Source organism: Streptomyces sp. CA-142005 (assembly GCF_050942335.1).
Classification (GTDB): domain Bacteria; phylum Actinomycetota; class Actinomycetes; order Streptomycetales; family Streptomycetaceae; genus Streptomyces.
Map to the genome: position 1 here is coordinate 9,982,277 of NZ_CP192078.1, position 16,145 is coordinate 9,998,421.

At 68.8% G+C, this 16,145-nt stretch carries 21 protein-coding genes and 2 pseudogenes; 10 read left to right on the top strand and 13 right to left on the bottom strand.

Features of this window, described 5'->3' with window-relative positions; all coding sequences use genetic code 11:
* Positions 1 to 5: 5 nt before the first annotated feature.
* Positions 6 to 215 (top strand): hypothetical protein, encoded by a 210-nt coding sequence (locus ACQPXS_RS46350; RefSeq protein ID WP_433455574.1) that lies wholly within the window; start codon positions 6 to 8, stop codon positions 213 to 215.
* Positions 216 to 230: 15 nt separating this feature from the next.
* On the opposite strand, the gene ACQPXS_RS46355 is transcribed toward ACQPXS_RS46350, so the two are convergent.
* From ACQPXS_RS46355 to ACQPXS_RS46365, 3 genes and pseudogenes are all read right to left on the bottom strand, one after another.
* A complete protein-coding gene (locus tag ACQPXS_RS46355; RefSeq protein ID WP_433455576.1) occupies positions 231 to 398 on the bottom strand; it encodes a hypothetical protein in 168 nt (55 codons plus the stop codon).
* Between the two features lie 652 nt (positions 399 to 1,050).
* Entirely contained in the window at positions 1,051 to 1,215 is a 165-nt protein-coding gene (locus tag ACQPXS_RS46360; RefSeq protein ID WP_433456299.1) for a hypothetical protein, read from the bottom strand.
* A gap of 8 nt (positions 1,216 to 1,223) precedes the next feature.
* A pseudogene (locus ACQPXS_RS46365) lies at positions 1,224 to 1,462 on the bottom strand (transposase); the annotation flags it as partial.
* Between the two features lie 510 nt (positions 1,463 to 1,972).
* Between ACQPXS_RS46365 and ACQPXS_RS46370 the strand changes: the two are divergent.
* The 5 genes from ACQPXS_RS46370 (at position 1,973) to ACQPXS_RS46390 (ending at position 5,795) form a co-directional block, all read left to right on the top strand.
* Complete coding sequence (locus tag ACQPXS_RS46370; protein ID WP_433455578.1) at positions 1,973 to 2,185, top strand: hypothetical protein; 213 nt, start codon at positions 1,973 to 1,975, stop codon at positions 2,183 to 2,185.
* A complete protein-coding gene (locus ACQPXS_RS46375) occupies positions 2,182 to 2,568 on the top strand; it encodes a hypothetical protein (protein ID WP_433455580.1) in 387 nt (128 codons plus the stop codon). Before ACQPXS_RS46370 ends, ACQPXS_RS46375 begins: the two co-directional genes overlap by 4 nt.
* A gap of 547 nt (positions 2,569 to 3,115) precedes the next feature.
* Complete coding sequence (locus tag ACQPXS_RS46380; RefSeq protein WP_433455582.1) at positions 3,116 to 4,186, top strand: hypothetical protein; 1,071 nt, start codon at positions 3,116 to 3,118, stop codon at positions 4,184 to 4,186.
* Between the two features lie 89 nt (positions 4,187 to 4,275).
* The gene (locus ACQPXS_RS46385) at positions 4,276 to 5,490 is read left to right on the top strand and encodes a hypothetical protein (protein ID WP_433455584.1); all 1,215 of its coding nucleotides are present in this window, start codon (positions 4,276 to 4,278) and stop codon (positions 5,488 to 5,490) included.
* Complete coding sequence (locus tag ACQPXS_RS46390; protein ID WP_433455586.1) at positions 5,487 to 5,795, top strand: calcium-binding protein; 309 nt, start codon at positions 5,487 to 5,489, stop codon at positions 5,793 to 5,795. Before ACQPXS_RS46385 ends, ACQPXS_RS46390 begins: the two co-directional genes overlap by 4 nt.
* Positions 5,796 to 6,192: 397 nt before the next feature.
* Here the strand turns inward: ACQPXS_RS46390 and ACQPXS_RS46395 are convergent, their stop codons facing one another.
* Positions 6,193 to 6,756, bottom strand: a complete 564-nt coding sequence (locus ACQPXS_RS46395; RefSeq protein WP_433455588.1) for a hypothetical protein — start codon at positions 6,754 to 6,756, stop codon at positions 6,193 to 6,195.
* 389 nt (positions 6,757 to 7,145) lie between these two features.
* On the opposite strand from ACQPXS_RS46395, the gene ACQPXS_RS46400 reads away from it, so the two are divergent.
* Positions 7,146 to 7,628 (top strand): carboxymuconolactone decarboxylase family protein, encoded by a 483-nt coding sequence (locus ACQPXS_RS46400; protein ID WP_433455590.1) that lies wholly within the window; start codon positions 7,146 to 7,148, stop codon positions 7,626 to 7,628.
* A gap of 257 nt (positions 7,629 to 7,885) precedes the next feature.
* Here the strand turns inward: ACQPXS_RS46400 and ACQPXS_RS46405 are convergent, their stop codons facing one another.
* The 3 genes and pseudogenes from ACQPXS_RS46405 to ACQPXS_RS46415 all read right to left on the bottom strand — a co-directional run bounded on the left by ACQPXS_RS46405 (position 7,886) and on the right by ACQPXS_RS46415 (position 8,487).
* On the bottom strand, positions 7,886 to 7,978 hold the full coding sequence (locus ACQPXS_RS46405) for a DUF6233 domain-containing protein (RefSeq protein ID WP_433455592.1): 93 nt from the start codon (positions 7,976 to 7,978) through the stop codon (positions 7,886 to 7,888).
* Entirely contained in the window at positions 7,975 to 8,208 is a 234-nt protein-coding gene (locus ACQPXS_RS46410; protein ID WP_433455594.1) for a hypothetical protein, read from the bottom strand. Before ACQPXS_RS46410 ends, ACQPXS_RS46405 begins: the two co-directional genes overlap by 4 nt.
* Positions 8,180 to 8,487 (bottom strand): annotated as a pseudogene (locus ACQPXS_RS46415) (DUF6420 family protein). Before ACQPXS_RS46415 ends, ACQPXS_RS46410 begins: the two are co-directional and overlap by 29 nt.
* Before the next feature lie 422 nt (positions 8,488 to 8,909).
* On the opposite strand from ACQPXS_RS46415, the gene ACQPXS_RS46420 reads away from it, so the two are divergent.
* The 3 genes from ACQPXS_RS46420 (at position 8,910) to ACQPXS_RS46430 (ending at position 9,961) form a co-directional block, all read left to right on the top strand.
* Complete coding sequence (locus tag ACQPXS_RS46420; RefSeq protein WP_433455596.1) at positions 8,910 to 9,158, top strand: antitoxin MazE7; 249 nt, start codon at positions 8,910 to 8,912, stop codon at positions 9,156 to 9,158.
* Positions 9,159 to 9,161: 3 nt separating this feature from the next.
* Positions 9,162 to 9,545, top strand: a complete 384-nt coding sequence (locus ACQPXS_RS46425) for a toxin Doc (protein ID WP_433455598.1) — start codon at positions 9,162 to 9,164, stop codon at positions 9,543 to 9,545.
* Between the two features lie 239 nt (positions 9,546 to 9,784).
* On the top strand, positions 9,785 to 9,961 hold the full coding sequence (locus ACQPXS_RS46430) for a hypothetical protein (protein WP_433455600.1): 177 nt from the start codon (positions 9,785 to 9,787) through the stop codon (positions 9,959 to 9,961).
* 139 nt (positions 9,962 to 10,100) lie between these two features.
* Here ACQPXS_RS46430 and ACQPXS_RS46435 read toward each other — a convergent pair whose 3' ends face one another.
* The 6 genes from ACQPXS_RS46435 to ACQPXS_RS46460 form a co-directional block, all read right to left on the bottom strand.
* Positions 10,101 to 10,751 carry a CoA transferase subunit B gene (locus tag ACQPXS_RS46435; protein WP_310770174.1) on the bottom strand — a complete coding sequence of 217 codons (651 nt, stop codon included), beginning with the start codon at positions 10,749 to 10,751 and terminating at the stop codon, positions 10,101 to 10,103.
* Positions 10,751 to 11,506 carry a CoA transferase subunit A gene (locus tag ACQPXS_RS46440; RefSeq protein WP_310770172.1) on the bottom strand — a complete coding sequence of 252 codons (756 nt, stop codon included), beginning with the start codon at positions 11,504 to 11,506 and terminating at the stop codon, positions 10,751 to 10,753. Before ACQPXS_RS46440 ends, ACQPXS_RS46435 begins: the two co-directional genes overlap by 1 nt.
* Before the next feature lie 47 nt (positions 11,507 to 11,553).
* Positions 11,554 to 12,537, bottom strand: a complete 984-nt coding sequence (locus ACQPXS_RS46445) for a fumarylacetoacetate hydrolase family protein (protein ID WP_433455603.1) — start codon at positions 12,535 to 12,537, stop codon at positions 11,554 to 11,556.
* Between the two features lie 23 nt (positions 12,538 to 12,560).
* The gene (locus ACQPXS_RS46450) at positions 12,561 to 13,538 is read right to left on the bottom strand and encodes a cyclase family protein (protein WP_433455605.1); all 978 of its coding nucleotides are present in this window, start codon (positions 13,536 to 13,538) and stop codon (positions 12,561 to 12,563) included.
* On the bottom strand, positions 13,535 to 14,554 hold the full coding sequence (locus ACQPXS_RS46455; protein ID WP_433455607.1) for a dihydrodipicolinate synthase family protein: 1,020 nt from the start codon (positions 14,552 to 14,554) through the stop codon (positions 13,535 to 13,537). Before ACQPXS_RS46455 ends, ACQPXS_RS46450 begins: the two co-directional genes overlap by 4 nt.
* 107 nt (positions 14,555 to 14,661) lie before the next feature.
* Positions 14,662 to 16,140 carry an NAD-dependent succinate-semialdehyde dehydrogenase gene (locus ACQPXS_RS46460; RefSeq protein ID WP_433456259.1) on the bottom strand — a complete coding sequence of 493 codons (1,479 nt, stop codon included), beginning with the start codon at positions 16,138 to 16,140 and terminating at the stop codon, positions 14,662 to 14,664.
* Positions 16,141 to 16,145: the final 5 nt, after the last annotated feature.

The window sequence follows — 16,145 nt, forward strand, 5'->3', positions numbered from 1 at the left end:
AATTCATGCCGCAGCAGACGGGATACCGCGCCTGCCCGAAGCATCTGCGCAGAGGAGTCAGCGGAGCCGCCGGGAGGGCGAGCGCGGAGCGCTCGCATGGGGCCGCCGCGTATGGGCGGCGCGTCGTGCCTGCGGAGTGGCTCGCTCCCGCCCTCCAACACCTGCTCGCCCTCGAAGCCGGCTTCCTCCCGGGCTCGAGCGCCCGGGAGGAGTGACGGCGGGGAAAGCACTCAGTCCTTCAGCAGCCCGTCGCGCACCGGAATCCAGTCCAGGGCGGAGCGGATGCCGTCCTTTAGGGACAGCTTCGGCGTCCACCCCAGCGGCTCGGCCGCCCGGTCGCTTTTGGTGTAGCCGCCGGCCACGTCACCGGGCCGCGGGTCGGCGTCGATGGTGGCCAAGGGGGGTGCTGACAACGTTGTTGAACGCCTCGCACAGCTCCCGGACCGTGGCGCCGGAGCCGGTGCCCAAGTTGATCGCGATCGAGCGCTTCGACCCCGTGAGGACGGAGTCGAAGCGCTCCATGGCCGGGATTGGGCCGCGGCGAGATCCCAGACGTGCACGTAGTCCCGGATGTCCGAGCCGTCGCGCGTCGGGTAGTTCGTCCCCGTGATCGGGAACGGACGGCCTTCCTGCTGCGCCTGGATAAGTACGCCCAGGGCGTGGCTGGGTCGCTTGAGCTGAAGCCCGGTGCGCAGCTTCGGGTCGGCCCCGACCGGGTTGACGTACCGCAGCGACGGCACGCGCGGCTGACGGTGTCCGGCGAGAGCATGATCGACGCGGCGATCTGTGTCCGGTGTCCTCCGGCCGCCAGCTGGCCAACGGGGCCGTCAATGCTCCCGTGCGACTTCGTGATCTGGTTCGACCAGCGCGGGAGGGCCGGAGAGGATCCGCCGAGCCGGCATCCGGGGGCGTCCCTGCCGGTGGCCAGGTCGTGCACGCCGGCCGCGTCGTGCGGGCCCGCACGACCAGTCCACCCAGTGCCGTGCTGGGCGGCCGCCTGCACGTTGCCCATGGCGGGCATGGTGTCAGCAGCAGCCTGCTGACGGACAGTCATCCGCGCTTGCGGAAGGCCGCGTTGCCCGTAACGATGCGGGCGTGGTCGAGGAGGCGGTCCTCGATGTCTTGGGCGGTCGCGCTGCCGACCAGAAGGTCCATCGCGTAGCCGTCCTCAAGGGCCACGAAGGAGCGGACCAGGGTCCAGACGTCGCCGGCCACACTATCCGCAGGTCCGTCATGGCAAGGTGGATCACCGCTTCGGAGCGGGGGCGGCAAGGGTCTCGTAGTCGCGGGCCAGGCGGCGGTGGAACATCAGCCATCCGTAGGTCCGCTCCACGGTCCAGCGCTTGGGTAGCGGGGTGAATCCCCTCGCCCCGGGGGCGCGTTGGACGATTCCCATGTCAATGCCGAGGGCGGCGGCGTGCTCGACGAGGTGCTGGCGGTAGCCGCCGTCCACCCAGACTTTGCCGAGCATGGAGGGGGAGTGGCGGGCCCAGCCGCCCTGGTCGGCGATGGCGATGCCGTTGCGGCGGGCGGTGGAGGCCAGGCCGATGCGCAGAGAGTGCCCGGTCCAGGCGAGGGGCACCCCGGCCCGGCTGAACTCCTCGGTGTACCGCTTCGTGTACTTGCTTCCCACCTGGTGCTACTTCCTGTGGAACCTCAAGATCCCAGTCTCCAGGTGTCCACGATCAAGGGGAAGCTTCAAGCAGCGGCTGGCCCCAAAAGCCGACACAGCGGACTCAGCCTCTACCTGATGCTCGACGCCCTCCAGGACTTGCTGAGCTGCTTGACCGGCACCTGTATCACCTGCCACCAGCCCCTGCCCAGCAGAATCACACCGAGATCAAGACAGGCCTGACGGAATCCTGCAGGCGCCGCGGCGCTGACGCTCCAGGCGCGTATACATGGATGTATACTGTGAGGTATGTCTGACGCGATGATTCGTGTGCCTGCTGAAGTCCGTGACCGTCTCGCCGTGATTGCCGAATCCCGGGGAATTTCGATCCGCTCCCTGGTGCAGGAGTTCGCGGAGTCCACGCTGACCGAGGAAGAGCGTCGTGAGCGGGCCGAGCGGACCCGTGCCTACCTGGGTGAGCACTTCGGCGTCGAGGTGTCGGACGAGGAGAGCGCGGCCATGGGCCGCAGGCTTCGTGAGGCGTTCGCCCGGCAGCAGGGCGCCGCCGCGTGATCTTGCACCATCTCATTCTCGATGCACCGACGCTGGTGGCGCTCACGGGTAACCGCCAGGTCTCCGCGCTCATCCACCGGGCTCATTTCGAGACCGACACCCGCCTGTGGGCGCCGGTCCTATCGATCCTGGAAGCTGACCGCGAGTACCTGGGGATCGCCGAGCACATCGGGCAGCTGGAGGTCATCCACACCGTGGACCTGGACTACCCGGCGGTGCTGGAAGTGGCTCGACTGCACAGGGACGGCGTTCCCCTGGGCATTGGTGCCGCGATCCATGCCACCCGGCATCTGCCTGAGTGGGGTGCGGACGCCCTGGTCGCCACGGTGGCCCCGAAAGCATACGAAGGCCGCAATATCCGCGTTTTCGATCTCAACCGCTGAAGTGGCCCGACCCGGGCAGTTTTGATGACGTCGGCTCTGTGCAGGGCCGAGCGCAGGGCCCTGGTCCGGCCCGGCAAGACGGTCGAGGATGTGCTCTTTCCCAGGATCGATGTGCGAGTGGAGCGAGCCGACTCAACGGCAGCGGGGCGACTCTCACGGCTCGCGGTGGTCAGCTGCTGAATTTCCGCCTCCCACTCCAGATAGTGGACGGCCCGCGGCGAGGAGGGCTCGGGCCTGATCAGCTCACGCTCCCGGTGCCAGGAAGGCGGGGCGGCGAAGTCGGCCGCCGTCACCCTGGCGAGGGGTGTTCTCGAATTACTCGGTTCGCGTCGCGTGCTGTTCTGCCAGACTCGGGGGTGTGCCGGAGAGTCGTGGCGGCCGCACGTCGCGTGGTGGCAAGCAGTCAGTTCGCGGTTCGCTCAGCTCTGTGCGGGTGTCGGACCGTGTGCTGCGGCAGGCCCGATCGCTGCGTCTTGAAGATGCGGATGTCCTTGCCGTGGAGGCGTGGGCGAGTGGCTGCCTGGGCGAGGCGTGGTGGGGCGCGGGGGTGAGCGAACGTGAGCCGGAACTGGTGCTGTGCCGTGGGGTGGTGGGACGGGCTTTGACGAAGCCGTCCCCGTGTGGGCTGGCCGCGGTGGCCGCGTTTGAGCGAGTCGCCCTGCCCGCCTGCCATGCCGTGCTGCGGGAGGCGGTGGGGGTTTTGGCCGGTTCACAGCCGGTGCCGGCGTGGCATGCGGCCGGCCTGCCCCGTCCGGTGGGGGCCTGGTGCGCGGTGGATGTGTGGGACAGCGAGCGGGTGCTGTTCATCGACTGCGACGGCCCCATCTCGCACACGCTGATGGCGCACATCGGTGAGGTCGGCGGCACGCTGGCGCTGCTGGGGCCGCACGCGGCCTGCGCCTGGGAGGGGACGCGGGGCGGGGGCGAGGTGCCGATGCCGCTTCTCGAGCAGGACGCGGCCGGGGTGCTCGCGGATCTTGCTGCGGCGCTGCGGCTGACGGACATGACCTGGCCTCGGTGCGACGATGAGGATGTCGTCGGGTTGCGGGCCCTGGCCTGGGCGCGCTGCCGGGTCCACCTGCCCCACTGGCCCGCCCGCCAGCCGCTTGCCAAGGGCGAGCGGGCCCGTGTGCTGGATTGCTTCGCCCAGGTGGGTGCCCCTTGGGCGGAGGTAGCCGGCACCGCCCGGTCGCTGGCCGAGCTGTTCTTGGACTACGCGGAGAACTCTCGCAGCCGCGGGCCGCTGTGCTGGAGCCCCGGCCAGGTCGCCGTCTTCCTGGGGGACTGGCTGCCCCGCAAGACGGTACTCGATCAGGCACGCCGTGCTCTCCTGCCCGCTGTCTTGCAGCGGTGGGTGACCTTCGCGCTCACCGAAGGCGGCGTCCCCACGCCGTGGATCGCTCCCGTCGTCGCCGCCGTCGAGACGTATACGCCCGCCTTCCGCGCGGCCTTCGACGACGAGGAGGCGTGGGGCCCGGCCCAGCAGATCGCGGCCGCCCTCGCCGCGCGGGACGTCGACCTCGCCGACCGCGATGTTGTCGACGCCGCCGTGCGCGCCCCGAATGCCGAACGGCTCGCACAACAACTCATGGACCACACCCGGCCGCCCGGCCCCTGACGTCCAGCCACAAACCGCACCCGCCCCCCGGGGCGGCGGCTTGCGACAACGCAACCCCACACAGCAAGAACAGGCAGGAAGAAGCAGTAGTGGAACACGGAGATCCCCCCGCAGAGCTGCCCGACATCGCCCGGCTGGTGGCACGCAGCGGGGAGCTGAAGAGCGAGCTGGTGGCCTTCGCGCACAGTCCGCGTTTTGCCCGGCGGTTGGATGCCCGGATCGAGGAGGCAGCGGACCAGCTCGGCTTCCTTAACGAGGCGATGGTCATTGACACCATCGACCACTTCGTGCTGCAGCACCGGCTGGCGGACGGCTCGAGCGTTCTTCAGCGGTTTACGGCCCAGCGGAGGCCGCCGCTCGGCGAGGACGAGCGGGCGATGCTGCTCGGCTGGCACGACGTGTTGGAGGCAGTCTTCGAAGTACAGGGCCGCGAAGGGGATGCCGTCGTCCTGCACAACCTGCTCGACGACCTCTTCTACCGGGTCCACTCCAACCTGGGCCGGCGCGCCCTTGGCAAACTGCGCGCAGGGATGTTCGTGGCCGGCCGCATCGTGCCCGTCCACCCCGACACCGACGCCTGGCTGGTCAGCGGCAACCTCACCACCTACGCACCCGGCGACGGACCGCAGCTGGCCCAGGTTGCCGTCCAGACGCTCACCGCCCATCCGCGGCTGCTGCGCCGCAATCCCGACATGCTGCGCAGGGCCTGGCAGATGCAGGCCGAAGCCCGCGCCGACTTCATCGAGGTGTTCGGCACCGACCTGCTCGTCCTGAATGCCGGCGAGGCGCCCGTACGGATGCGGGAGTACCACCGTCACCGGCAGGACAAAGCCCTGGCCGAACTCGACGACGAAACCCCCGCGCAGACGATGAACGGCAGGCCCTCCCTCGACGAGCTCAGCAGTCTGCCCGAAGAATTCTGCGACGCGGACACCGTCGCCGTGATCTTCGACGAGACCGAAGGCCTGTGCTACTACGCCGACTTCGGCCACCTCGATGCGCTGTTCACCGATCCCGAGCTGGCCCGTGACCGCACCTACCTGAGCCGGCTCAGGCAGTACCTGAACGACGACTCCGTCTCTCCCATGGTCATCCGCCGCCTGGTCCAGCGGCATCCCGACAACGCCGACGCCGTCTTCCGCGCACTCCTGCGCAAGCCCAGCTTCGCCTGGGAGCGCGACGGGGAGGAGCTGCTGCGCCGCCGCAAGGCGAAGCACTTCGCCCATGAGCCCTTGCCCAGCATCACCCCGGTCGGCGCCCGCCTCGCGCAACTCCTGTGCACGCAAGGGAAGAAGAGGCGATGAGGCTGTCCACCGCCGCACTCGACGCCCTGGTCGAAGACGTGATCGTCGATGCCTACGACGAGCACGAACAGCTCGCCGCCTTCCAGGCGGTCATCGAGGACCGCCTGGCCCTGCCGTTCACCACCGTCGTGCTCGGCATCCCCGTGACCGTCACCGCACTCCAGGACCGGCCCGGCAGCGGCATCGCCGCCTGGTGCAGACACGGCCGGCACACCCAGGCGATCGGCATCCTCGACCGACCGCTGCCCAACCCCGAGCCTGGGGGATGGGCCTGCGTGGAGGCCTACCGGCACTGGGCATCCTAAAGCCGCCTACGCGCCGGGCCCTTCCTCGTGGCTGCCGCCCTGTGAGGAAGGCGACGGCAAGGGCCTGGTCACCGAGTCGGCTCCCGCCACGAACAGACGCATCCAAAAAGTTTTCCGGCGGTTCGCCGCGGCCATCGTCGTCGTCGTGCAGCACCGTGCAGCAGGCAGGCAGGCAGGCAGGCAGGCAGGCAGGCAGGCCCGGACCGCAGGCGGCGGGCTGGCGTTAACGGTCTGAACTGGCCCCACTTTTCCGGCCCAATGTGGCCCCGTGTCGTCGTGCTCGAGGTTGGAGTTCCGGCTTGACGCGGCCCCGGCTTCCGGTCTCGCGTGGCCCCAGCCGACGAGGGGCTGGCGATCTTCTTGATCCCTCGTCACGAGTGGCACCACGTAGGGTCGTTCACTGACCGTGGTGATACTCCTCGGAAGGCATCGAGTCCCATTCGGTATTCGCGCTGTCGCGCGTCACCATGAACAACGGACGCGAACGCAGGTCCTGCCCGACGACTTGCCCGCGCAGGACCACACCTCGGTCATCCGGTCCTGCATAGCCCTCGGGTGTGTAGCGATAGAACACGTCCATGGCCTCGGCATACGCGATCATGTCACTTTCCAGCTCCGGTAGGTCCCTCCCGACCAGTGGGACTCCGTCGTACTTGACCTGAGGACCGTTCACGGCGTCTGCAGCGATGCAGAACAGCCCCACGGCCTGACTCACGTAGGCCGTGACGGCAGGCAGACAAGGAGCTGCCCCGTGACAGTGGACCTCGATCTTCCACGTTGGCGAGAAGACTTTGTGGTGTGGAGCACAATCGCTGAACTTCGTCTGGCCGAGGACCTGAGCCGCCTCGACCACCTCGTCGACAGTCATACTGAACCGGAGCGGTCCGACGCCCACCGTCGGTGCATATGACCACTCGTCCCGATCGGCGACTCCGGAATCGGCTTCTGTCTTGAACGTCATAGTCGCCCCCTGGAGACACTGAGATCTTGCTGCCCCATCATGTCAATCGTCGACCAGCAGCCTGCCGGGGGTCGACGGGCGCGGGCTTCCTCAGCCCGGCAGGGACCGCAGTGATCTCTAGGTGATCGCTAGCAACCGCAGGTCAGGTCGGGTGTGGCTCACGAGGCGGAAGCCGCCGTTTCGCTTTCGCGTGTCGAGAACGACACATCGAGACGACACTGAAGCGACAATCCGTTCACAGAGATCCTGATCGCGTTCGCCGAGCCGCCCGACACCGCGACCGTGTGCCCCCGATCGTCCGGAACAGCGTTGTGTCATAGGTGACCGAACGGCTCGGGGCGGATCCCGGAAACGCGGGCGGGGGAATGACGAGCACCGAAAGGACCGAGATGACTGACAATATCCAGATCGCGAACCGCCGGCTCGACGCGAGCGGGAACGAGGCGCTGATGGGCATGGCTCGGATGGGCGCGGATGCGTTCGGATACAAAGCGGAGCTGCGGATCGACCGCGGCCTCGCCCAGCTCCTGCGCCTGCGGGTCTCGCAGCTCAACAACTGCACCTACTGCCTCAACCTGCACTACGTGGCGGCGCGCGAGGCGGGCATCCCCCGGGTCAAGATCGACACCCTGACCGCGTGGTGGGAGACCGAGCTTCACTCCGAGGCCGAGCAGGCGGCGCTCCGCTACGCCGAGGCGCTCACCCGCGCCGCCGACCCCGACCGCGACGCGCCGTTCCAGCGCCTCCACGATGCGCTCGCTGCGCACTTCAGCCCGGAGGAGATGCTCGAGATCGTCGCCGTCGTCGTCAATATGAACGTCTGGACGCGCATCAAGCTTGCCGAGGGCGCGATGCCGGGCCCGGCTAATTGAGCGGCTTGCGTAGCTCCCGGCCAAGCGCGAGGAGAGGCCGCTGCCCAAGGCGCCCGAGCCGGAACAGCCGGCCCAGGTGCTGGACCTGATGGCCGCGCTGCAGGAGTCGGTGTCGAAGGTGAAGGCGGCCCGCGGCGAGGCCGAGGTGCACGAGCTGCCGAAGCCGAAGAAGGTCGCCGCGAGAAGCAGCCCGCCAAGAAGGCCGCGGCGAAGAAGACGACCGCGAAGAAGACGACTGGCCGGCGACCACGCAGCGCCTAGTCGAGAACGCCCAGCTCGGTGTCGGGGCGGCAGTGCGGGCACGTCGGCACCTGCTGCCGGAGCGCTTCCACTGCCTGCTCCCGGCTCACAGCCCGGCACCGCCGCTCTTCTTCGCCGCCCGGCAGTCACCGACGTGCACGGCGTCCACGGTGGTCTTGCTGAGGCCGTACTGGATCAGCCAGTCCGCCGCCCGGACCTTCCGCGCCACGGCGGCTCGCTGCCCTGCCTCCCGCTGCTCCTCGTCCGGGATCCACCGGTCGATGAGGGCCAGTTCCCGGGTGGCCTGCTGCTCAACGACGCGGCGGACGAAACGCAGCATGTCGAGACGGGTCAGCGGACGCGTGGGCGCGCCTCTCGGGCGGCCGGATGGTGAGCCGTCCGTCGCCCGGCGTGACGTAGCGGCCGGTGTCACCGGGGCGTACGGATGGATCAGCGGCAGATCGGTATCCATCGCATGCAGCCCGGGCAGTCCGTCGTACTCGGTGTAGGGGCCTGCAATGCCGTTGTGCTCGGTTGTTATGCGGTCCTCGTTTCGGTTGCGGAGCGGGCGCCGGGCCCAGCGGCTGGCGAGTGTCGCTCGTAGCTCGCTCATGACCATCAATCACCGGTAGGAGGCCCAGATGGCCGAGACCACCACCCTCACGGAGCAGGCCAGCGTGGACGGACTGAAGCTGTCCGACGTCGACCTCGCGAGGGTCGCGCTGCATGCCGCTCGCGATGCCGCCCGCAAGCGCGGCGACACCGAGGCCCGGACCCCGCGCCGTCGGCCCGAACGACACGTCGTGAAGAGCGACGGCCGCGAGCCGAGTGGATTCGCCGCCGTGCTCAAGGGCGGCCAGAACGGGCCCTGGAGAGAGCCCGGTTCTCGTATAGCTACGGCGGACAGGTGGCGGAGAGTGGGGCGGGGGCCTCCACCTAGCATCCTGGACGTGATCTTTCGGTGCCGCCCCGGGGGAAGCGGGCGCGTGCACTCGCAAGCGGGGGTAGCGCGGAGCGTATACCGTGCGGGATACTAGGGGTATGGCTGAAACCACTGTCAAGGTCGACACGAGCACCAGGGACACTCTGCAGGGCCTCGCCGCTGCCGAAGGCCTGTCTGTGAAGGCTTACCTCGCCAAGGTGGCGGGGGAGAAGGAACAAGAGCGGGCGCTGCAGACGGCGACCGCCGCTTTCCGCCGGGTGATCAGCGAGCCCGGTGTCCTGGACGCCTTCGATGCCGAGTTTGGCGGGCTGCCGTCCGTCGCGCACGACACCTCGCGGGCGGCCTGACCTGTGCCTCCCGTCGTGTACGTCGACTACCGGTGGTTGCTCGAGCGCCAGGAGGAGATCCTCCGGGACGACCTGACCGTCAACGACTTCTCTGTGCTCGTCGGGATGGCCCAGCGCCACCGGGTCGACCCGCCCCGGCATGATCAGCACCATCCCGACGCCTTCTGGCGGGCTGCGGTCATGCTGGAGGAGTGCGTGCTGCTGCGCCCGCTCCCGGCCCGCAACGAGGTGTACGGATACGGCGTCGCCATCGCCTATCTCGAGGCATCCGGAGAACGCGTGGACACGAAGTTCGAGCTCTGGCGGGAACTGATCTACGACATTCGGGGGCTGCGGCTGGACTCGTACGGCATTGCCGAGAGGCTGCGTTCCTGGCGCCAAGCCTGATCCTCGGTCTACTTCGGGGCGCACCGGCTGCCCGATGTGCCTCCCTGCCTCTCGCTGCGGCCGCGCTCGCCTTGCTGGGCGTCGCCGCGGTGCTGCCCGGCACCGGCAGCCGCTGGAGGTCAGCGCGACGCCGCCACTTGCGCCGAGGCCCTGGGCCCGCACGTAGCGGCCTCCGCGCGACCACCGAAACCCAGACGCCGGCATCTGCGCGGCCGTCGCCCGTCATCGGCACCATCACCGTGTCCATCACCGAGACCGACCACGAGGTCATCGACGACGTCATCGAGATCCTCGACGAAGCCCAGGCCTACGCCCAGGACAACACCAGCGAATGCATCGACCGCGCCCTGACCCTTCTCGGCCCCCTTCTCGGACAGCGAGGCCGCAGCCGACCCTCGTCTCGCCGGCCGTCATGACCACGCGGTTGCTGCGCTCCGACACGCCGGAGAAGGACGCGGAAGCGGCTGCGGGTTTCACGGGAATGCCCTCCAGATTGCGGTGGGACCAATGTGGCCGGCAGGGCCCGCCGACCAGGCAACGTAAGCGAGACCTTGCTCAGCCCGCGGTGCGCACGCTGTCGAGCCGCAGAGGCGCGCCAGTGCGGGCCACGAGTTCTTCGGCCGTGATGCCCGGCGCCGCCTCGATCAGCTCCAGTCCCTCGCCGGTGACGTCGAACACCCCCAGATCGGTGATGACGCGGTGGACGCATCGCTCCCCGGTGAGGGGCAGTGTGCACTCCTTCAGCAGTTTCGGACTGCCGTCCCTGGCCGTGTGCTCCATGAGGACGATGACGCGCCGGGCGCCGTGGACAAGGTCCATCGCGCCGCCCATGCCCTTGACCATCTTGCCGGGGATCATCCAGTTGGCGAGGTCGCCGTGCTGTGAGACCTGCATGGCGCCGAGAACGGCGGTGTCTATGTGGCCGCCGCGGATCATGCCGAAGGAGAGGGCGGAATCGAAGAAGGAAGCCCCGGGCAGCACAGTGACCGTCTGTTTGCCCGCGTTGATCAGGTCGGCGTCGACCTCGGCCTCGGCCGGGAAAGGACCGGTGCCGAGAATGCCGTTCTCGGAGTGCAGCGTCACCGTAACCCCAGGCGGAAGGTACTCGGGTATCAGCGTGGGCAGTCCGATGCCCAGGTTGACGTAGGAGCCGTCGGTGAGCTCTGCGGCGGCGCGTGCCGCCATCTGTTCGCGGGTCCAGGCCATCAGCCGCGTACCGTCCTGTTCTCGATGTGCTTGTCGGCGGCCTCGGCGGCGGTCAGCGTCACGATCCTCTGCACGAAGATGCCCGGGACATGGATGTCCTCCGGCTGCAGTTCGCCGGGCTCGAGGAGTTCCTCGACCTCGGCCACGGTGACGCGTCCGGCCATGGCGGCGAGCGGATTGAAGTTGGCCGCTGCCCGACGGAACATCAAGTTGCCGTGGCGGTCGCCGCGCCAGGCACGTACCAGGGCGAAGTCCGTGGTGATGCCGGTTTCCAGGACATGCGGGCGGCCGGCGAACAGACGCGTCTCCTTGGGCGGAGAGGCGATGGCCACGGAACCGTCGGTCCCGTACCGCCAGGGCAGGCCGCCGGTTGCCACTTGGGTACCGACTCCCGCGGGTGTGTAGAAGGCCGGGATGCCAGAGCCGCCGGCGCGGAGGCGTTCGGCGAGGGTGCCCTGCGGAACGAGTTCCACTTCCAGCTCACCGGCGAGGTACTGGCGGGCGAATTCCTTGTTCTCTCCGACGTAGGAGCCGGTCACGCGGGCGATGCGGCCCTCGGCCAGGAGGATTCCGAGACCCCGTCCGTCCACTCCACAGTTGTTGGAGACCACCTCCAGACCGCGTGCGCCGTGTGCGTGGAGAGCCTGGATGAGCGCACTGGGAACACCGCTGAGGCCGAAGCCGCCGACGGCGATCGTCGCTCCGTCGGGGATGTCGGAGACGGCGTCCAGCGCGCTCGCCCGCACCTTGTCCATGAAGAGGCCTTTCTGTCTTTCCCGGTTCTGGCCTTCCTGGCCCTGGTTCAGGTCCTGTCGGAGGATGTCCGCTTGCGCAGGCGCGGCCGTCGGCGTGCAGCGGTGATCGGCGTGGGCTGCTCGCCCGGTACGACTCGGTTGCGGATCGAACCGATGCCCTCGACTGTCATTTCCACGATGTCTCCGGGTTCGAGCGGAGGCGGTGTCCGCGTCCCGCGGCGGCCCCACAACTCACCGAGGCAGCCGCCGTTGCCGCAGGTCCCGGAGCCGAGGACGTCACCGGCCTTCACCCAGGTGCCGCGGGATGCGTACGAGATGAGCTCCGCGAACGTCCAGCTCATGTTGCTCAACAGGTCCTGGCCAACCTCGGTGCCGTTGACCGACACCCGCATGTCCAGCTGCAGGAAGCCCTCGTCGTCGCGGTAAGCGTCCAGCTCGTCGGCGGTCACCAGCCACGGTCCCAGGGTGGTGGCGAAGTCCTTTCCCTTGGCGGGCCCGAGCCCCACCTTCATCTCGCGGCCTTGCAGGTCCCGCGCGGACCAGTCGTTGAGGACGGTGTAGCCGAACACGTGGTCCCGTGCTTCTTCGGGGGTGAGTGAGGCGCCGTCCTTGCCGATGACGGTGGCCACTTCGAGTTCGAAGTCCAGCACGTGTGAGCCCGGCGGGACCGGGACGTCGTCGTGCGCGCCGATCAACGCATAGGGGTTGGTGAAGTAGAAGGCCGGGGCCTCGTACCACTCCGGTACGACCACGCCGCCTCCGCTGACCGACCGCACGACACCCTCGACGTGCTCCTCGAATGCTGCGAAGTCCCGCACGGTCGGCGGTTCCAGCGGCGGCAGCAGCCGTACGGAATCGATCGGTGTCGGGGAGGAGTTGTCGAGGGCGGCGGCACCGGCCTCAAGGGCGGCCGGCAGTCCGGCCCGTACGAGGTCCAGGACCGTCGTCGTACCGGGGAGGGCGTGCAGCCCGTGCTCGCCGACGACCCCGGCGGAGGAACGGCCGGCGCTTTCCCAGGTGGCGAAGCGCATGGTGTGCGTCCTTTCCGGGGGCTCTACTTGATGGCGATGGGGTTGACCGGGGCTCCGACGGCACCGGTGACGGGGATGGGGGCGGCGGTGAGGAAGAAGTCGTAGATGCCGTCGGCAGCGCAGTCGGCCGCGAGGGCGTCGAGATCCCATATCTCGCCGATGAAGAGGCCCATGTGCGGGATGGCCACTTGGTGCAGCGGCTGGAAGGCCCGATCGAATTCGTTGGGCCGGACCTCGAAGCCCCAGGTGTCGGTGGCGATACCGGCGATCTCGCGGGTGTGCAGCCAGTCGGCGGTGGTGAACGAGAGGCCGGGTGCCGGCCCGCCCGCGTAGTCGCCCCAGCCGTCGCGACGCGTCCGCGCCATCTGTCCCGTACGGACCAGCAGCAGATCACCCCGGCCTACTCGGGAGGATTCGCCCTGTGCGGCGATCGTGGCTTCGAGGTGCTCGGCGGTGATGGCGAAGCCGTCCGGCAGTTCGCCGTTGGTGCCGATCGCTCGGCCGACGTCGAGCAGCACTCCTCGGCCTGCTATCCGGTCGGCCACGGTCTCGATACCCGTGAGCTGATCGCCTTCGCTGGTCACCACCGCGGACGCGCGTCGTCCGTTGTAGGCCATGCCGTGGTCGAAGACGTGTCCAAGGCCGTCCCACTGCGTCGACGCCTGCAACGGCATGAACACCACGTCGTCGGCACCGCCGATGCCGTGCGGGAACTCCGGCGGACCGAACTCGGCGTCCAGGCCCGAGGAGAGCATGGTGTGCACGGGATTGGTCCTGCGGCGCCAGCCTTTCTGCGGACCGTTCGCGTCGAAGCGCTGGGCGAGCGAGAAGGAGACCCCGCGCCGGATCAGGGCTGCACCCTCCCGCCGTTTGCCCTCGTCGAGGAAGTTGAGGGTGCCCAGTACGTCGTCCTGTCCCCAACGCCCCCAGTTGGAGCAGCGCTTGGCGGCATCGGCGATCGCGCCGGCGGGGTTGGCACGGTCCAGTTCGTTGGGGGTCACGCCGGGTTCCTTCCGATGAAGAACTCACGGAACGGGTCCATGCTGGGCTCGAGTCCGGCGTCGAGGAGTCCCTTGCGCAGGGCGTGCATCTGGGCGTCGTGGATGCGCTGGGTGGGCTGGCGCAGCGGTCCGCCGTTGTAGCCCTGGAGCCACCCCTGGAACTTCCATGCCTGCCGGTTGATGAAGGCACCGCCGTGCAGCACGGGAGCAAGGCCGCCCTTGATCTTGCGGGCCGGATGCAGCTGCCAGTAGATGTCGGTGGCGTCGTCGTACTTGCCCTCGCGCAGCAGCTGCATGACACGCGGGATCATGGGCCCGAAGTATTCGTGGTCGCTCGTGGCGGACAGCTGGACGGGCATGACCTGGGCCAGCGGGATGAGCTCGCCCTCGATGGGCACCGAGATGACGACCTCGTCGCCGAAGAGCCGGTGGCACTCGATAGCGCTCTGAATGCTGGGGAAGCCGCCCTCGGCCTTGATGACCGCGATGTTGGGGCAGTCGTCGATGAGCCGGCGGATGAGCCGCGTCGGGATGTCCGAGGGGTGCACCCGGGGACTGAACCCCCACAGGTACATCGGGAACAGGATGACCGCGAGGTTCGTGGCGTCGCAGACGGCCTTGGTGTAGTCGTAGATCTCCTGTTCCGACTCCGGGTAGAAGTTCGGCGGGTAGGACAGGAGCACCAGGTCGGCACCGGCCTCTTCGGCGCCGCGCACCGCCTCGATGTTCTGCTCCAGGGTGCTCCAACTGCCGTGGTGGACCACGACGAAGTCGTCACCCGCCTCATCACGGACGATGCGCAGGAAGTCGAGGTATTCGGGCAGGGTGATGCTGACCTCGGAGACGCCGAGGGTGCCGAGGAATCCGTGCTGCTTTGCCAGCCGGATGTCGTGCCTGATGCCCTGCTCGTTGATGCCTTGAAGGTCGGCGGTGAACGACGGGATCGTGCAGTTGACGGCTCCGACGAGCTTTTCGCGGGCCCAGTCCCGGGCCTCTGTGCGGGTGTATGCGGGCATGGTCGTCCTTGCCTCGGTGCGTGGGTGATGGGGGCGGTGACTCAGCGCCTGGCGGGTTGGTCTCGGCGCGACTCGTTCGTGCTGCGGTGTCCGGCGCGGCAGTCGGCTCAGGGCGCGCCGGCACCTTCCCAGGCCAGGTACTTCATCTCCAGGTACTCGTCGATGCCATAGACGGAGCCCTCCCGCCCCAGCCCCGACTGCTTGACGCCGCCGAAGGGGGCGACCTCGTTGGAGATCAGGCCGGTGTTGATGCCCACCATCCCCGCTTCCAGGGCGGCCGAGACGCGCCAGGTCCGCTCGGCGTCGCGGGTGAAGAGGTAGGCGGCCAGACCGTAGTCGGTGTCGTTGGCCATGCGGACGGCCTCGGCTTCGTCGGTGAAGCGGATGAGCGGGGTGAGCGGGCCGAAGGTCTCCTCGCGGGTGACGAGCATGCCGGGGGCCACGTCCGCCAACACGGTGGGCTGGAAGAAGAGCCCTCCACGCCGGTGCCGCGAACCGCCGCACAGGATCCTGGCACCCCGGTTCGTGGCGTCGGCGAGATGTTCCTCGACCTTCGCCACCGCTGCCTCGTCGATGAGCGGTCCCTGCTGCACGCCGTCGTCGAAGCCGTCTCCGACGACAAGGTCCTCGACCCTGCGGGTCAACGCCTCTGCGAAGCGGTCGTGGATTCCCGCCTGCACGTAGACACGGTTGGCGCTGATGCAGGCCTGGCCGGTGTTGCGGTACTTGGTGGCGACGACACCGGCGACGGCGGTCTCGACGTCGGCGTCGTCGAAGACGAGCACCGGCGCGTTGCCGCCCAGTTCCATAGAGGTCTTCTTCACCGTCTGGGCGGACTGGGCCAGGAGCAGCCTGCCGACCTCGGTGGAGCCGGTGAAGCTGACCTTGCGGACCAGCGGATTGCCGGTCAGCTCGGGCCCGATCTCGCGCGGGTCGCCGATCACCACGTTGAGGACCCCGGCCGGTACACCGGCCCGCTCGGCAAGCTCGGCGAGGGCCAGTGCCGTCAAGGGCGTCTGCTCGGCGGGCTTGACGACCATCGTGCAGCCCGCGGCCAGTGCCGGAGCGGCCTTACGGGTGATCATCGCGGCGGGGAAGTTCCACGGGGTGATGGCCACGCACACCCCCACCGGCTCCTTGAGCACCAGCACCCTGCGCGAGCCTTCCGGTGCCGCGAACACGTCGCCGCGGATCCGTTTGGCCTCCTCGGCGAACCACTCGATGAAGGAGGCGGCATAAGCGACTTCCCCGCGGGCCTCAGCGAGTGGCTTGCCCTCCTCCAGGACGATCAGCCGGGCCAGGTCCTCCGTGTGCTCGGTGACAAGGTCGAACCAGCGCCGCAGCACCTGTGCGCGCTGTTTGCCCGACCGCGCCCGCCACTCGGGCAGAGCACGATGAGCGGCGTCGACGGCCTGGGCGGTCTGCGCTCTGCCGAGTGCCGGCAGGTCCGCTATGAGTTCACCGGTCGACGGGTTGCGGACGGTGAGCCGACCGTCGTCGCCGGCTTCCAGCCACTTGCCCTCGACGTAGGCGGCCGTGCGCAGCAGCGTGGGGTCGGACAGACCGAGTGGAACGGTCGTCTCCATGGTCA

Bases quoted from the DNA above. Each gene is read 5' to 3' on its own strand.
- ACQPXS_RS46350 (WP_433455574.1), top strand. From the start codon at position 6: ATGCCGCAGCAGACGGGATACCGCGCCTGCCCGAAGCATCTGCGCAGA.
- ACQPXS_RS46390 (WP_433455586.1), top strand. From the start codon at position 5,487: ATGAGGCTGTCCACCGCCGCACTCGACGCCCTGGTCGAAGACGTGATC.
- ACQPXS_RS46395 (WP_433455588.1), bottom strand. From the start codon at position 6,756: ATGACGTTCAAGACAGAAGCCGATTCCGGAGTCGCCGATCGGGACGAG.
- ACQPXS_RS46400 (WP_433455590.1), top strand. From the start codon at position 7,146: ATGACTGACAATATCCAGATCGCGAACCGCCGGCTCGACGCGAGCGGG.
- ACQPXS_RS46410 (WP_433455594.1), bottom strand. From the start codon at position 8,208: ATGCTGCGTTTCGTCCGCCGCGTCGTTGAGCAGCAGGCCACCCGGGAA.
- ACQPXS_RS46420 (WP_433455596.1), top strand. From the start codon at position 8,910: ATGGCTGAAACCACTGTCAAGGTCGACACGAGCACCAGGGACACTCTG.
- ACQPXS_RS46435 (WP_310770174.1), bottom strand. From the start codon at position 10,751: ATGGCCTGGACCCGCGAACAGATGGCGGCACGCGCCGCCGCAGAGCTC.
- ACQPXS_RS46440 (WP_310770172.1), bottom strand. From the start codon at position 11,506: ATGGACAAGGTGCGGGCGAGCGCGCTGGACGCCGTCTCCGACATCCCC.
- ACQPXS_RS46445 (WP_433455603.1), bottom strand. From the start codon at position 12,537: ATGCGCTTCGCCACCTGGGAAAGCGCCGGCCGTTCCTCCGCCGGGGTC.
- ACQPXS_RS46455 (WP_433455607.1), bottom strand. From the start codon at position 14,554: ATGCCCGCATACACCCGCACAGAGGCCCGGGACTGGGCCCGCGAAAAG.
- ACQPXS_RS46460 (WP_433456259.1), bottom strand. From the start codon at position 16,140: ATGGAGACGACCGTTCCACTCGGTCTGTCCGACCCCACGCTGCTGCGC.